The sequence below is a fragment of the Paraburkholderia sp. Tr-20389 genome, from assembly GCF_017104565.1.
In the GTDB taxonomy this organism is placed as follows: domain Bacteria; phylum Pseudomonadota; class Gammaproteobacteria; order Burkholderiales; family Burkholderiaceae; genus Paraburkholderia.
The window spans coordinates 106148-121421 of record NZ_JAAGPD010000008.1 but is presented as its reverse complement, the minus strand read 5'-3'; the positions used below and the strand labels follow the sequence as shown (position 1 = coordinate 121421).

Sequence of the window (15274 nt, the reverse complement as noted above, 5' to 3'; positions counted from 1 at the left end):
AAAGGCCCTGGCATCATGAAGTGTCCCGACGTCGTCATCATAGGATCGGGTGTTGGAGGGGGAGCGGTCGCACGCCAGCTCGCGCCGACTGGCGCACGCATCCTGATCCTCGAGCGAGGGCCGCGGCTTCCCGCGGAACCAGAGAACTCGAGTGCGGAGGCCGTTTTCATTCAGCAACGCTATCGAGCCAAGGAGGAGTGGCAGACGGAGGCAGGCCGACGGTTCACTCCGGGCCAGTTCTACTATGTCGGCGGCCACACCAGGTTCTATGGCACCGCGATGTTTCGGTTCCGGGAAAAGGACTTTGAGGAGATCGTCTTCCGGGATGGAGTGTCTCCTGCATGGCCCTTCTCTTATACCGAACTGGAACCCTGGTATGCCGAAGCGGAGCGAATCTTTGGTGTTCATGGCCGCGCCGGCGACGATCCAACGGAGCCCTGGCGATCCGGGCCGTATCCGCATCTGCCCATACCGCATGAGCCTGTGATCGGGGAACTGGCGCAACGCATGGCAGCGATCGGTCTCAGACCATTCCACATGCCCTCGGCCATCGACCTTCATCCCGGAGGCACTTGCGTAAGGTGCGGTACGTGCGATGCATTTCCTTGCCGGATACGCGCCAAGGGCGACGCAGAGACTCGGTTGATCGACCCTGCATTGCAGTATCCGAATGTGTCGCTGTTGACGGAGTGCCGCGTGACGCGTCTCATCGCCGACGACGCCGGAAAGAACATCATTGGCGTCGAAATAGTCAGACAGGGCGAGAGAGAGGTCATTCATGCGCCGCTGTTTGTTCTGAGTGCAGGCGCGATCAATTCTGCATTGTTGCTCCAGCGTTCGGCGGATTCGCGTAACCCACGCGGACTTGCAAACAGTTCGGACTGTGTCGGCCGCTATTACATGAACCACAACACGACAGGCCTGATGGCGCTGATGCCCGGTGTCAATGAAACGCGGTTTCCAAAGACCTTGAGTGTGAACGACTTCTACTTCGGAGCCGATGACGACCGCGAGCCACTCGGCAATCTGCAGATGCTCGGGAAAATACAGGAACCCATGATCCGCGCGAAACATGCGTCGATACCACGCTGGGTTGGACGTGCCATGGCACACCATAGTATCGACATGTTAGTCATGTCCGAGGATCTGCCGCACGCACAAAGCACGATCCGTCCGCTGGCCAACGACGCCGTTCAGGTCAACTGGACACGAACGAACCAGGACAATCATCGACGCTTCGTGGATCGCACAAAGAAGCTCTTGCGTCGCCTCGGCGCTGTCGCCGTGTTGTCTCACCCATTCGGCGTCGAGACTCCGTCTCACCAGTGCGGCACTGTTCGCATGGGAGCGGACCCGGTCCATGCGGCTCTCGATCCTCTTTGTCGTACATACGATCATCCAAACCTCTACGTCGTCGATGCGAGCTTCTTTCCGTCATCTGCGGCGCTAAATCCCGCGCTCACTATAGCCGCACAGGCGTTGCGAGTCGGAGACCATATTGCGAGGAACTGGTTTGGAAGAGAGCGCGAGAACGTACGTCCCATCGAAATGTAAAGGAGGAACCTGGATATGCAACGGACTTTTCTTCAACCCTTGACTGGCTCATTTGCTCAGCCCGCGGCCGAGAATCCGACCGTGATCATGATCGAGGCAGCGTATCGGCAGTTGGGCATCGACTGGCGATACATCAATTGCGAAGTGCAGCCCGAAAATCTGGCCGACGCAGTGCGAGGCGCTCGCGCAATGGGGTGGCGCGGCTTCAACTGCTCGATTCCTCATAAAGTCGCCGTAATCGAGCATCTGGACGGACTAGGGGAATCCGCAAAAATCATCGGCGCTGTCAATACCGTAGTACTGCGCGGGGATGCGCTCATTGGCGAGAACACCGATGGAAAAGGATTTGTGAAGGCGTTGGAAGCGATCGCATCGCCTGCCAACCAGTCGATTGTCATTTTCGGCGCGGGTGGTGCAGCACGAGCGGTCGCCGTCGAACTGGCAATGGCCGGAGCGGCGAAAATCACAGTAGTCAATCGCGGCCGGGAACGCGGCGAAGCTCTCGTCGATCTGCTGAATCATCGAACGAAGGCTGATGCAAGCTACTACGCTTGGGAAACCACATATTCAATTCCTCCCGAGACCGACATCGTCATCAACGCCACCTCGATCGGCTTATATCCCGATGTCGACAAAACCTTGGACATCGATCTCGAAACGCTTGATAGTCGGATGATCGTGGCAGACGGCATTCACAACCCGCCGCTCACACAACTATTGCGTGCTGCACAGTCGCGTGGTTGTCGAATCGCGGACGGGCTCGGCATGCTGATCAATCAAGGCGTGATCGGCATCAAGTATTGGACCGGCCTGGATGCCGACGCCGATGTGATGCGGCAGGCACTGTTGGACCTCAAACTTTAGGATGTGTACGCCGCCCCATCCACCATGATATATTACATATCAACGTATAACCTCTGACCGGAGGACAGCGGCCGAAGCGCTCTGCACCGGCGATCAAGGATCACAGCGGGCACGTAGTCGCTTGCCGGCAGGAAGATTCGTTCATGCGCGACACGCGCTCAACCGGGTTCCACCATGTTCGATCCATCACTGCTTGGCCGCCTGTCCTTCACCCCCGCCGATGCGGTCAAAGGTCCGTTACCGCCCGGCCGCAACCGGCTCGGCATCGCCGGCGAACGCGACGCGATCCTGTACGTGCCGCCCGGACTCGAACCGCACAAACCCGTACCGCTCTTCGTGATGTTTCATGGCGCGGGCGGCTTTCCGGAAAAAGTGCTGCCCTTCATCGAGGAGCACGCGGATCGCGACAAATTCCTGGTGCTCGCGCCGCATTCGCTGTATCCGACCTGGGACATCGTGATCGGCGGCAGCGGGCCGGATCTTGAGCGGCTCGATCGTGCGCTCGTCGAAGTGACGTCGCGCTATGCGATCGATCGCAATCGTCTTGCCTTCGCGGGTTTCTCCGACGGTGCGAGTTACGCGCTGTCGATGGGCATCACGAACGGCGACATCGCGAGCCACGTGATCGCGTTCTCCGGCGGCTTCATGTCCGTCTTCACGCAGGAAGGCGCGCCCAAAGTCTTCATCGCGCACGGCATGCGCGACGAACAACTACCCATCGAAACCAGCGGCCGCGCGAACGCTGCCAAGCTGAAAGCGGCGGGCTATGACGTGCAATACGTCGAATTCAACGGACTGCATGCAATCCAGCCTGCCGTCGTCGGCATGGCCGTGCAGTTCTTCCTCGGTTAGCGGGCGGCCCGTCGCCGGCCACGAAGCCCCGCCATCATCAGATACGAGTGCGTCTATGGACTTTGAAATACCGGAATCACTGGTGCATCCGCTGCTCGCGATGATCGAAGCGGGCTCGCCGCTCGCGCGGCAGCTCAATCAGCACGGCACATGTCATGGCAGCATGGTGGTGTCGAGCAAACTGTTCGATGCCCGCTCGCTGAATACGCTCTATTCGCTGAGCAAGGCGAACAACGAACGCGCGCTGATGTTCCAGATGCTCGCGCTCGACAACATCTACAACGCGCCGCAAGCGCGCACGATTCCGAGCCTCGAACAACTCGTCGCGGGGCTGATTGCGTATCTGGCGCGTGACGCGATTGACGGCTGGCTGTACAGCCGCGCGAAGGACGGCACGCTGCTGCCGTGGCTCGTGCGCCGCATGCGGCTGGTGGAGCCCGATCAGGGCACGCCGTATGTCGTCGTCGATATGCTCGCGAACACGATGCAATCCGCGAACTCCGAGCGCACCGAACATCACTTGCGGCTCTCGGGCATGACGACATCGCTCGTGATCAACCGGCACGACATCGTCGACCGCACGATTCCCGAGTTGCTTGCCGAGTTCGGTTTCTACAAGGAATGCGCCGAGTTCAAGCGCGAATACGAGGGACATGCGCAGCGCTTTCTGCAATTTCAGCCGCGTTTTGGCGCGCAGTTCGTAGTATCGAAAGCGGCCTATACAGTCGATGCAAAAACCGGCGCGGAGCTGATCCGCATTCCCGACGGCGTGAGCGCGAAGTGCGTGAACGATGAAGAGACGCTGGAGCGGCGCTTCCAGTCGACGGCCGATGCCGCGTTCTGGCGTGCCGCGAGCGTCGACAGCGGCTTCGACAAGGTGCCGCTGCATTGCTACGTGTGCCTGTTTCATCTGGAATGGCACAGCGCGATCTGGGTGCACGTGCAGCACATGAGCGAGTATCGCTACCAGCCGGAGTTGCGCGACAAGCTCGTGCTGCCGAGCCATCATCGCGATCTGATCGACATTCTGACGTCGAGGACGAATGTGTTCGTGCAGGACTTCGTGCCGGGCAAGTCGGGCGGCACGACGATTCTTTGCCAGGGGGCACCGGGGCTGGGCAAGACGCTGACCGCCGAGGTCTATTCGGAAGTGGTCGGCAAGCCGCTGTATCGCGTGCATTCGGGGCAGCTCGGGACCACGGCGGCGTCCGTGGGGGCAGCGCTGTCCGGCATCCTGCAGCGCGCGACGCGTTGGGATGCGATCCTGCTGCTCGATGAAGCCGACGTCTACATCCGTCGCCGGGACAACGACCTGGAGCACAACGCGATCGTCGCGGAGTTCTTGCGCACGCTCGAGTACTTCAACGGCCTGCTGTTCATGACGACCAACCGCATCGACGATGTCGACGATGCGATCCTGTCGCGCTGCATCGCGAAGATTCACTACGAAACGCCGCCGAAGGCCGACGCGATACGCCTGTGGAGGCTGCTCGCCGACCAGCTGGGCGCCGATCTCGACGATGACCTGATCGAAGCCCTGACGAACGCGTGGCCGCATTCGAGCGGGCGAGACATCAAGGAACTGCTGAAGCTGACCACGCGCTACTGCCGCGCCAAGGAGATCCCTCTCTCGCAGGAAGCGTTCAGAACCTGCGCGCTGTTTCGCGGACACGCGTGATGCTGCGAGCGCGTGTCCTGCGTGCGGCGCGCGTAAGCGATCAGCTTGCTCGCACTTTCACGTAACGGCCCGGCGCGGGCTCGATCGGCTTGTGCTTCGCGCTGCCCAGCGTCGTGCGAGCCTTCACCTCGTCGCCCGCATGCTGCTTCGCCCAGCGTATCCAGTGATTCCACCAGCTGCCTGATTGCTGCGTAGCGCCTTCGAGCCATTGCCCCGCATCGCTGCCCGGCGTACCGCCCGTATAGTAGCTGCGCTTGTTCTTCGAAGCAGGATTGATGACGCCGGCGATATGGCCGCTTGCGCCGAGCACGAACTCCGTTGGTCCGCCGAGCAGTTGCGTCGACTGATACGCGGATTGCCACGGAACGATGTGGTCTTCCTCGGTCGCAAGAAGATAGGCAGGGATATCGACGCGCCCGAGATCCACGGGCGTGCCGCACATGGTCAGGCGGTTCGGCACGCGCAGGTTGTTCTCCAGATACATGTTGCGCAGATACCAGGCGTACATCGGACCGGGCAGATTCGTCGTGTCCGCGTTCCAGTACAGCAGATCGAACGCGGCGGGTGTCTTGCCCTTCAGATAGTTGTTCACGACGTACGGCCAGATCAGATCGTTGGCACGCAGCGTCTGAAAGACGAAACCGAGTTCGCGTCCCGGATACAGACCGCCGCGACCCAGTGTGTGTTCGCGCATCGACACACCGGCTTCGTCGATGAACACGCCCAGATCGCCGGGTTCGCTGAAGTCGAGCAGTGCCGTCAGCAGCGTCGCGCTGGCGACGGTATCGTCACCGTTCGCGCGCATCACGGCGAGCGCCGACGACAGCAGCGTGCCGCCGACACACCAGCCCAACGCATTCACCTTGTCCGCGCGAGCGATGGCGCGCGAGACTTCGATCGCCTTCATCACGCCGCTTTCCACATAGTCGTCCCATTGTGTGTGGGACATGCTCTCGTCCGGATTGCGCCAGGACACCAGAAACACCGTCAGCCCCTGTTCGCATGCGAAGCGCACGAACGAGTTGTCCGGTTGCAGATCCAGAATGTAGAACTTGTTGATGCAGGGCGGAATGATCAGAAGAGGCCGTTGCGCGACGGTCGTTGTGAGCGGCGCATACTGGATCAGCTGGAACAGCTCGTTTTCGAACACGACCGAGCCTTCGGATGCGGCCACGCTGCGGCCCACTTCGAACGCGCTGCGATCGGTGATCGAAATGCAGCCGTCCTTCATGTCTTCGAACAAACGGGTCGCGCCCGACACGAGACTGGTGCCGCTCGACTCGATCGCGTGACGGATGACGTCGGGGTTGGTCGCGGCGCAATTCGTCGGGCTCGCGAGGTCGATGAACTGGCGGGTGTAGAAGCGCAGCTTGTGCTTTTCCTTCTCGTCCAGCGTGCTCGCCTCGACCATGTCTTCGAGCATGCGCGCATTGATCAGATAGTTCTGCTTGAGCAGGCTGTACCAGCCGTTGCTGGACCAGTCGTCCGCGTGGAAGCGGCGGTCGCCTTGCGGCGCCTGGATCACGGGCTCCGAAGCGGACTTGAGACCCGCCATGCCGGTGAACACGCTGGTGTAGAGCGCGGCTTGCTGACGCCAGTAATCGGTGCTCGCCTGTGTGAGGGTTTTTCGCGTGCTGTGCGTTTCGTTCGACAGCGGCAGCGAACGCCAGAAGTTGAACCCGGCTTTGACCCAGCCCGACGCAAACTCGTCCGGCATGCTAAACGGCATTTTCATATCGAATCCTGATTCACGCGTTGACGGCCGAACGATCGGCGCTTGCCTTGGCCTGCGCATCGCGCGAGGTCGGCATGACGATCGCGTCGCCATCGATCACCACCTTGCCGTCGACCGTGCATACGGTCGACAACACCACACGGCGTTTGTCGGCGATCAGTTCCTTGATCGTGACTTCGGCCTGTACGGTATCGCCGGGACGAACGGGCGCCTTGAAGCGCAGGTTTTGTCCGAGATACACGGTGCCGGGACCGGGCAGGCGTCCGGCGATCGTCGCGGAGATGATGCTTGCGGTCAGCATCCCGTGCGCAATGCGTCCCTTGAACGGCGTGGTGCGCGCGAACTGCTCGTTGATGTGGACGGCGTTGATGTCGCCCGATGCGCCTGCGAACAACAGGATGTCCGCTTCCGTGATGGTCTTGGCAAATGTGGCGCTCATGCCAGGTTGCAGGTCTTCGAAGTCGAAGCCGTTCAGCTCGTTCATGGTGTTCCCTTGCTATCGTACGGTTACAGCAGAGCAAGGTAGCATGGCGAAAACGGCCCGCTCCCCCCACGGACGGGGGGTATGCCTACGGGCGCTCGCGCACCGGGATCACGCGGTTCTGCGCGACGGCGTAAATCGCCGCGTCGTCGGCGGACTGGTTGACGACGAAGCCGCCCGTGAACGCGCCGAACGCGGGCAGCACACCACAGCGCGCGGCGAAACGAAAGCAGGGCACGCGCACGGAATCCGCCCGGCTCGCGATCACGTAGACAGGGTGCTGATGGCCCGCGAGCACATACGCGCCATCGACGACCTGCGGATAGTGGCACAACGCCCACGGCCCGAATAACCACGGCTCGAGCACCGTTTCGACAGCGAGCGACGGCGGCAGCATCCCGGCGTGGCGATCGTGATTCCCTTCGACCATCACGACGCGAACGGTCGCATGCCGCTCACGCCACGCAATGAGCGCCTGCATCGTTTCGTTGGCGAGCGATTCGCGGCCGTGCAGCAGATCGCCGAGAAATGCGATCGACTCGGGCCGATGCGCGGCGATCAGCGCATCGAGCCGCGCGAGATCGCCGGTCGTCGCACCGGCGGGCACGGGCACGCCATGCGCGCGGAACACGGCGTCCTTGCCGAAATGCGCATCGGCAATCAACAGACACTTCAAATGCGGATCGAACGCGGCACGCTCTGCAGACAATTGCAGCGGATGACCACCCGCTTCGACGGTGATGGTTTCGAATGTCATCAGCGCGCGGCCTTGTCGAGTTCGGCGAGCATCCGTTCGATGCGATCCGCGAGCTTCTCTGTGCTGACCTTTTCGCGGACACGCCCGACGATCAGCGGAAACGCGAACGGCGTCGGTTTTTTCGGGTGCGTCAGCGCGAGGCGGCTCGTGCACATCGCGTCGAGCGCGCGCTTCATGCGATCGAGTTCCAGTTCTTGCAGCATCACTTCCGAATCGGCCTGCGCGAGCAGCAGGTTGTCGCTGTCGTGCTTGCGAAAGACCTCATAAAAAAGACCACTCGATGCCTGCAACTGTCGCGCGCTTTTCTGCTGTCCAGGATGCGCCTGATAAACGAGCCCGGCCACGCGTGCGATTTCGCGGAAGCGTCGCATCGCGAGTTCCGATGCGTTGAGGCTGTCCATGATGTCGCCGGCGAGACGCGTCGAAGAAAAGAGACCTTCCGCGATCAGCGCCGCCCAGTCGAAAGGCTGCGACGACAATAGCTCGAAGCCGTAGTCGTTGGCGGAGATCGAGAACGTGCCGGGGCGCTCACGTGCCGCGCGCCAGGCGAGCAGCGACGCGAGGCCGATATGCGCAACACGCCCTGCGAACGGGTAGCAGAAGAAGTGATGGCCTTCGCGCGAACGCAGTATCTCGGCGACCAGCACGCCTGCTTCCGGCAATGCCGACCAGCTTGCCTGCAACTCCAGCAAGGGCCGCACGGCGATCATTTCCGGTTCCACGTAGACGCCGCGCCCGGCTTCAGCGAGGATCGCGAGCGTCGCGTCCGCCAGCTCCGACGACAACGGCATCTTGCTGCCCGCCCACTGCGGCATCGCGCCCCTCGACGAACTCGCGCGACGCACATAGGCGGTCATGTCGCGCACGCGCACGAGTTCGAGCGCACGGCCGCCGAACGTGAACACGTCGCCGGGTTTGAGCCGCGAGATGAACGACTCTTCCATCGAACCGATCCGGCCGCCCGCGAGCCACGCAACGTGCAGCGTCGCGTTGGCCACGATGGTGCCGACGTTGTTGCGATGGCGGCGGATCAGATCGTCACGCTGCACGCGATACACGCCGTCCTCGTCTTGCACGACGCGGTGAAAGTCGGGATAAGCACCCAACGACGGACCGCCGCGCTCGACGAACGCGAGCGCCCAGTCGAATTCCTGTTGTGTCAGATCGCGATACGCGAAGGTCGTGCGGATTTCGTCGTAAACTTCGATCGCGTTGAAGCCACCGCCGATCGCGACCGTGACGAGATGCTGAACGAGCACGTCGAACGGCTTGCGCGGCGTCTCGCGGCCTTCGATGCGTCGCGCCTCTACCGCACGCCGCGCGGCTGCGGCTTCGACGAGTTCGAGCGCATGCGTCGGCACGATCGTGATGCGCGATGCGCGGCCCGGCGCATGCCCGGAGCGCCCCGCGCGCTGCATCAGCCGCGCGACGCCTTTCGGCGAGCCGATCTGGAACACGCGCTCGACAGGCAGAAAGTCGACGCCGAGATCGAGGCTCGACGTGCAGACGACGGCCTTCAGCTTGCCGCTCTTCAGTCCGTCCTCGACCCACTCGCGCACTTCCTGCGCGAGCGAGCCATGATGGAGCGCAATCAGTCCTGCCCAGTCGGGCCGCAACGCGAGCAGCGCCTGATACCAGATTTCGGCCTGCGAACGCGTATTGGTGAACACCAGCGACGTGCGCGCTTCGTCGATGCCTGCGGCCACGGCGCCGACCTGACGCGTGCCGAGATGGCCGCCCCAGGGGAAGCGTTCGATCGTTGCGGGAATGAGCGTGTCGATGATCAGCGTCTTCGGCTGCATGCCGCTCACGGAGAGGCGCGGCGTGCGCACGGGCGTGAGCAGCACGTCGGCGGCGAACGCGAGGTTGCCGAGTGTCGCCGACAGTCCCCATACCTGAAGATCGACGCGCCAGCGTGCGAGATGCGCAATCGCGAGCTGCGTTTGCGTGCCGCGCTTATTGCCGAGCAGTTCATGCCATTCGTCGACGACGACGATGCGCACATGCTTCAGCGCGTCGCGCGCATCGCTGCGCGTGAGCATCAGCGAGAGGCTTTCGGGCGTCGTGACAAGTGCGCTCGGCATACGGCGGCTCTGGCGCGCGCGTTCGGTGGAACTCGTATCGCCTGTGCGCAGGCCGATCGTCCACGGCACCGCGAGTTCGCGCACCGAGCTTTGCAACGCGCGCGCGGTGTCGGCGGCGAGTGCGCGCATCGGCGTGATCCATAGGACGGTCAATGGATCGGCGAGTGCGCCGGGCGCGTGATCGCCATATGCAGCCATCGCGCCGAACCATACGGCCCAGGTCTTGCCCGCGCCCGTCATCGCATGCAGCAGGCCGCTCGAACCGGCCGCGACTGCGCGCCAGACTTCGCGCTGGAAATCGAACGGCTGCCATAGGCGTGCATCGAACCACTTCTGCAAGCGCTCGGCAAACGGAGCGCCGGCCTTGTCGGGCTCGGGCGCATAGGCAGCCGATGTGAACGCTTCCGGCGCTTGCGCGGCGGGTGCTTTCGGTATCGGCCGAGGTCGTGGTGCGCGGCGGTGTGTAGTCCCGCCGGCAGTGTCGTCGTCGATGCACGATGCATCCGGCGAATCGGCGTCGGAATTTTTACCGATCGCGGCTCCGGCTCGCTCGGTGTTGCGCTCGGGATCGATCGGATCGGTCATGGGATCCTTCACATGAACGGGCGTCGCCCGCTTCCAGGCAATCTGCATGGCGGAGCATCGCGCATGCCCGCATTTGCACGCGCTGTGAAGCAAGCGGAATGAAGCGGCTGCCGACCGGCATGATGCAGCCTTATTTTCAGCGTAAAATGCGATGGCCGCCGCGATGTACCGGCGTAGTGCCCTTACGTCTGCGATGCATGTCGATCTTATTACGCTTTATCTCCTTGCGATTGGAACGCTTCTAGCCAGCTCAGCGATGACGCTGTGGGAGTGTCGCGTTCATCCCAAGCGAAGCAGGGAATTGAGAATACTGGCCACGGGATACGCCACGCTCGCCATCGGCTGCGCGGTGGCGGCGTGGCGTCGCGATCTCCCGGGTGTGCTCGGCTCGGCGCTGAGCAATCTCATCATCGTTTCCGGTTATCTGCTGATCCTGCACGGTGTCGCCGTGCTGAACGGCCGCAAGCACGTGCGGACATCGGCGGGTGTGCTCGTATTGCTCGCGCTCGCGTGGGCGATTGCCGGCGTGGGCGGCCAGGACCTGATGTGGATGTACCTCAGCGCGATTCCGATTGCGGTCGCGTGCGGTCTCACCGCGCGCGAACTGGCGCGTTGCGACGGCGGCCTGAAACGGCTGCAATCGCTGCATATCGCGATGCTGGTGTCGGGCGGTCATGCGGTCTTCTACGCGTATCGTGCATGCGTGCTGCCCTGGCTGACGACGCTGTTCGGTCATCGATTCCTGATGGCCATGAGCGAGATTACGATGTACGAGGGCGTGCTGTATTCCGTCGTCCTGCCGATGACCCTGCTGCGGTTGGTTCGCGAAGAAACACATGGGCAGCTGCTGCAGGAATCGCAGACGGACTATCTGACGGGCCTCGGCAATCGCCGATGGTTCTTCGAAGAGGGCGCACGCATCATCCGCAGCAGCAGCGGCGCAGAGCGCCCTGTTTCGCTTCTGGCCATCGACCTCGATCACTTCAAGAAGATCAACGACCGATACGGTCACGAGACGGGCGACCGCGTGCTCAAGTCATTCGCCGATATCGCACGCAGTGTGCTGGGGCGGGATGCGATTCTCGCGCGCATCGGCGGCGAAGAGTTCGCGGTCTTGCTGCCGGAGTACGACGGCCTTCGTGCGAAAGAAGCAGGCGAAGCCGTTGTGAAGAGTTTCGGCGAGACGATCACCCTCGGCGGCAACGGAGCGGGCGTTCAGGCCACGGTCAGCATCGGTCTTGCGCAGTCGGGTAGCGAGGCTTCGTCGCTCGGCGATCTGCTGGGGGCCGCCGATCAGGCGCTCTATCGCGCGAAATCGCTCGGCGGCAATCGGCTCGAACTGGCTCACGCCACGGCGAGTTCAGCCGCCGCCTGATAACCAATGTACTCAATGCGATAGCGGCGGGTCGGTCAGCCGTTCGTGCGGGAACATGCGCATTGGATGTCAAGGCGGCACGCTCGTTTGACGGGCGACGCACCGCGAATGCGGCGCGTGCTATTGGAGACAAAGGCAGGGCAGGACCGCCGTCGGCGACGGTCCGCGAAGCAATCACATCAGGCGTGCGCGAGTGCGCGATCGACGCGGAACACCGACACGGCGCCCTTCAGCGCGACGGTCTGTTCCTCCAGCGCGAGCGCTGCCGCCGACGCCTGCTCGACGAGCGCGGCGTTCTGCTGCGTGACCTGATCCATCTGCGTGATCGCGCGATTCACCTGCTCGATGCCTTCCGACTGCTCTTCCGAAGCGGCCGCGATCTCGCCCATCAGATCGCTGACACGGTTCACGGAGGTCAGAATTTCGCCCATCACCTGGCTGGCCTTCTCGACCTGGTGAGCGCCCGCTTCCACGCGGCTGAGCGAATCGGTGATGCGCTCCTTGATCTCTTTCGCGGCGCTCGCGCTGCGTTGCGCGAGCGAGCGGACCTCGCTCGCCACCACCGCGAAGCCGCGGCCTTCGTCGCCGGCGCGGGCGGCTTCGACGGCTGCGTTCAGCGAAAGAATGTTGGTCTGGAACGCAATGCTTTCGATCACGTTCGTGATATCGGCAATCTTGCCCGATAGATCGGACAGGCCTTGCATCGTCAACACGACTTCTTGCGCAGCGCGGTTGCCCTGCTCCGTGATGGCCGCCGTGCTCATCACGAGCTGCGTCGCCTGTTTTGCGTTGTCGGCGTTCTGACGCACGGTGCTGGTCAGCTCTTCCATCGACGACGCCGTTTCCTGCAATGCCGCGGCCTGTTCCTCGGTACGCTGGGACAGGTCGGTGTTGCCGCTCGCCATCTGATGCACGCCCGTTGCGATCGTGTCCGTGCCGCCGTACACCGAATGCACGATGCCCGCGAGACTGCGCTTCATTTCCTTCATCGAGTCGAACAGCTTGCCGATTTCGTTCGTGGATTCGTGGCGGATCTGGACCGTCAGATCGCCGCGTGCGACGTGGTCGAGCACGCTCTCCGCTTCCTTCAGCGGCCGCACGATGGTTTGTTCGAGCGTGTAGTACACGAGCAGAATCAATGCGCAGGACAGCACGAGCAAGCCGATGGCCATGCCCGTCAGCATCGATTTGGTGCGCGCCTTGTCGGCCTTCAGCTGGTCGGTTTCATCCGAAGCCACCGCGAAGAACGCGTCCGCGGACTTGCCGAAAGCCGCGCTCGTCTTCGTCATCGGGCCCTCGTTCGTCGCTGCATACGCGGTGACGTCGCCGGAGCCGATTGCGGCGAACAGCAGGTCGATCGCGTCGGCGTGCGCATGGAACGTTTCGCCGACGTGCTTCGCCGTCTCCTGTTGCTCCGCCGTTTCCTTGGGGATGCCGTCGAATGCAGCGAACGCCTTCTTCGCTTCGTTGTAGTAGCCCCTTGCTGCGGCAACGGCGGAATCTTTGTCGGCGGGATTCGAGGACAGTGCGATGAAGGCCCGGCTCAACGCGCTGCGGGCTTTCAGGTTGTTGATGTAGACATCTTTCAGATCGACCGTCTGCGCATTGAGCGTGCTGATCTGCTCTGACAAGCGGTTGTTCTTCGAAAGCGAGTAGAGCCCGAGCAATGCGGTGACCAGGACCAGCATTCCAAACAGTGCGAGAACCGCGATAAAGCCCGTCCGAACGGGCAGATTCTTCAGTTTCATAGTTTTCGTTTGCAAAATGAGCCGCGATGTTGTCCCCGCTGGCGGGGGCGAGAGCTGAGGCCGCAGGACGAAGCTTCGGCTGTGTTAACGGTCACTTAATTGAGAACTTGACGGTCGAAAAAACGAACGCACGTGCGTGCCGGCGCGGTGTCGGTCGGCAAACCGTTGTGTGGCGGCGGAAGGAAGAGGGTGGGGAAATGAAGTGCTGAGTGCTGCGGCAACGTATGAAGCGGCCGCAGCACCCGCCGAGTTTGCGCGAACTAGGCGTGGTGCGCGTTGCTCGCGTCGGCATGGCCGATCCGCGAGTGGACGAACACGCGGCGCAACTCGAAACCAAGGCGTTCGTACAGATGGATCGCGGTCGTGTTGTGGCTGAACACGTGAAGGAAGGGCGTGTCTCCGCGCTGCGCGATCTCCGTGCGCAGGATGTCGATGAGGCGGGCCGCCAGGCCCTTGCCGCGCCACGCATCGTCGACGCAGACGGCGCTGATCTCGACGTAGCCGTCGATGCACATCCGTTCGCCTGCCATCGCGATCAGGCGTCCGCGATCGCGTATCCCGATGTAGTGCCCCATTTCATGCGTACGCGGGCCGAACGGGCCCGGTTTGGTTCTTTGCGCGAGATCGAGCATGTCGGGCGAATCGGCGCTGTTCAGTCGGATAACGTCGAGATTGTCCGGCGTTTCGGCAACCGGGCGTGTGGCCACCATTTGATGAATCGTGCCGACGTTTTCTACGCGTAACGTTTCGATGCCGTCGAGAGGCTCCAGCGACAGCAGAGCCACGTGTTCGTGCGGCCGCAGAAGCCGGCGCAGCGCTTCGTACGCGGCGGGCGTTTCGGTCGACAGCGCGGCAAAAGGGGCAACATCGGCGTGATATCGGCGCGCCTGTGCATCGCCGTGCCCAAGATGCGCTTGTCGCGTCGTGAGCGCGGTCCAGATTGCGCGGTCGAGGTCGGCGTGCGTCGAACGATGCGCCACGGTGTTCATGATGTCTCCAGCTGCGAAGTTGATCGGGAAGGATCAATGTAGATGGAAAGCGGCGTTTCGCATATCGTCGTAAATGACATTTTTGGTTTCATTTGCGCCAATCTGGCAGGGCGCTCGAAGCGGATCGGGCGGACCGCTCCATTGCGCGTGCAACCAGTTCCGCTTGCCTCATGAGACAAGCGGAGCTGGATACACAGCAAGCTTTGCTATTCGGCCAACAACGGAATGCCGGTTCTCGCAGCCGGCATGTCGCTTTTCGGTGTCAGCCGATAACCGCGTCCCGGTATGTTCTGGATCAGCCGTCTGTCTTCGCCGAGTGCTTTGCGTAAAGCGCAGACCTGCACGCGTATGTTCGATTCCTCGACGACCGTGTCGGGCCACACCTTGCGAAGAATATCTTCGATCGATACCACCTGACCTCGAGCCGCCATCAGCACGGCAAGAATGTCGAATGCACGGCTGCCGACGGGGACGGACATTCCCCGCACCTGGATCTCCCGGGTCGACAGATTGACGTCGATGCTAGTGACCATCATGTTCGATTCTCACGAGTAGGCATGCACCAGGGTTGA

12 protein-coding genes are annotated in these 15274 nt (G+C 62.3%); 5 read left to right on the top strand and 7 right to left on the bottom strand.

Annotated elements, in window-relative coordinates; all coding sequences use genetic code 11:
• Positions 1-15: 15 nt before the first annotated feature.
• From G3N95_RS11980 to G3N95_RS11965, 4 genes are all read left to right on the top strand, one after another.
• Entirely contained in the window at positions 16-1554 is a 1539-nt protein-coding gene (locus tag G3N95_RS11980) for a GMC family oxidoreductase (protein WP_205970197.1), read from the top strand.
• Between the two features lie 15 nt (positions 1555-1569).
• Positions 1570-2418, top strand: a complete 849-nt coding sequence (aroE, locus tag G3N95_RS11975) for a shikimate dehydrogenase (protein ID WP_205970196.1) — start codon at positions 1570-1572, stop codon at positions 2416-2418.
• A 174-nt stretch (positions 2419-2592) separates the two neighbouring features.
• A complete protein-coding gene (locus G3N95_RS11970; protein ID WP_205970195.1) occupies positions 2593-3270 on the top strand; it encodes an esterase in 678 nt (225 codons plus the stop codon).
• Between the two features lie 55 nt (positions 3271-3325).
• Complete coding sequence (locus tag G3N95_RS11965; RefSeq protein ID WP_205970194.1) at positions 3326-4948, top strand: ATP-binding protein; 1623 nt, start codon at positions 3326-3328, stop codon at positions 4946-4948.
• A 40-nt stretch (positions 4949-4988) separates the two neighbouring features.
• Here G3N95_RS11965 and phaC read toward each other — a convergent pair whose 3' ends face one another.
• The 4 genes from phaC to G3N95_RS11945 all read right to left on the bottom strand — a co-directional run bounded on the left by phaC (position 4989) and on the right by G3N95_RS11945 (position 10590).
• Positions 4989-6683, bottom strand: coding sequence for a class I poly(R)-hydroxyalkanoic acid synthase (gene phaC / locus G3N95_RS11960; protein ID WP_205970193.1), 1695 nt, complete (start codon positions 6681-6683; stop codon positions 4989-4991).
• A gap of 13 nt (positions 6684-6696) precedes the next feature.
• Complete coding sequence (locus G3N95_RS11955; protein WP_205970192.1) at positions 6697-7167, bottom strand: MaoC family dehydratase; 471 nt, start codon at positions 7165-7167, stop codon at positions 6697-6699.
• 85 nt (positions 7168-7252) lie between these two features.
• On the bottom strand, positions 7253-7921 hold the full coding sequence (pdeM, locus tag G3N95_RS11950; protein WP_205970191.1) for a ligase-associated DNA damage response endonuclease PdeM: 669 nt from the start codon (positions 7919-7921) through the stop codon (positions 7253-7255).
• Positions 7921-10590 carry a ligase-associated DNA damage response DEXH box helicase gene (locus tag G3N95_RS11945; protein WP_205970190.1) on the bottom strand — a complete coding sequence of 890 codons (2670 nt, stop codon included), beginning with the start codon at positions 10588-10590 and terminating at the stop codon, positions 7921-7923. Before G3N95_RS11945 ends, pdeM begins: the two co-directional genes overlap by 1 nt.
• Positions 10591-10783: 193 nt before the next feature.
• Here G3N95_RS11945 and G3N95_RS11940 point away from each other — a divergent pair, with 193 nt between their 5' ends.
• Positions 10784-11965 carry a GGDEF domain-containing protein gene (locus G3N95_RS11940; RefSeq protein WP_205970189.1) on the top strand — a complete coding sequence of 394 codons (1182 nt, stop codon included), beginning with the start codon at positions 10784-10786 and terminating at the stop codon, positions 11963-11965.
• Positions 11966-12144: 179 nt separating this feature from the next.
• Here G3N95_RS11940 and G3N95_RS11935 read toward each other — a convergent pair whose 3' ends face one another.
• The 3 genes from G3N95_RS11935 to G3N95_RS11925 form a co-directional block, all read right to left on the bottom strand.
• Positions 12145-13713 carry a methyl-accepting chemotaxis protein gene (locus tag G3N95_RS11935; protein ID WP_205970188.1) on the bottom strand — a complete coding sequence of 523 codons (1569 nt, stop codon included), beginning with the start codon at positions 13711-13713 and terminating at the stop codon, positions 12145-12147.
• A gap of 260 nt (positions 13714-13973) precedes the next feature.
• Entirely contained in the window at positions 13974-14702 is a 729-nt protein-coding gene (locus tag G3N95_RS11930) for a GNAT family N-acetyltransferase (RefSeq protein ID WP_205970187.1), read from the bottom strand.
• 206 nt (positions 14703-14908) lie between these two features.
• Complete coding sequence (locus G3N95_RS11925; protein WP_205970186.1) at positions 14909-15238, bottom strand: winged helix-turn-helix domain-containing protein; 330 nt, start codon at positions 15236-15238, stop codon at positions 14909-14911.
• Positions 15239-15274: the final 36 nt, after the last annotated feature.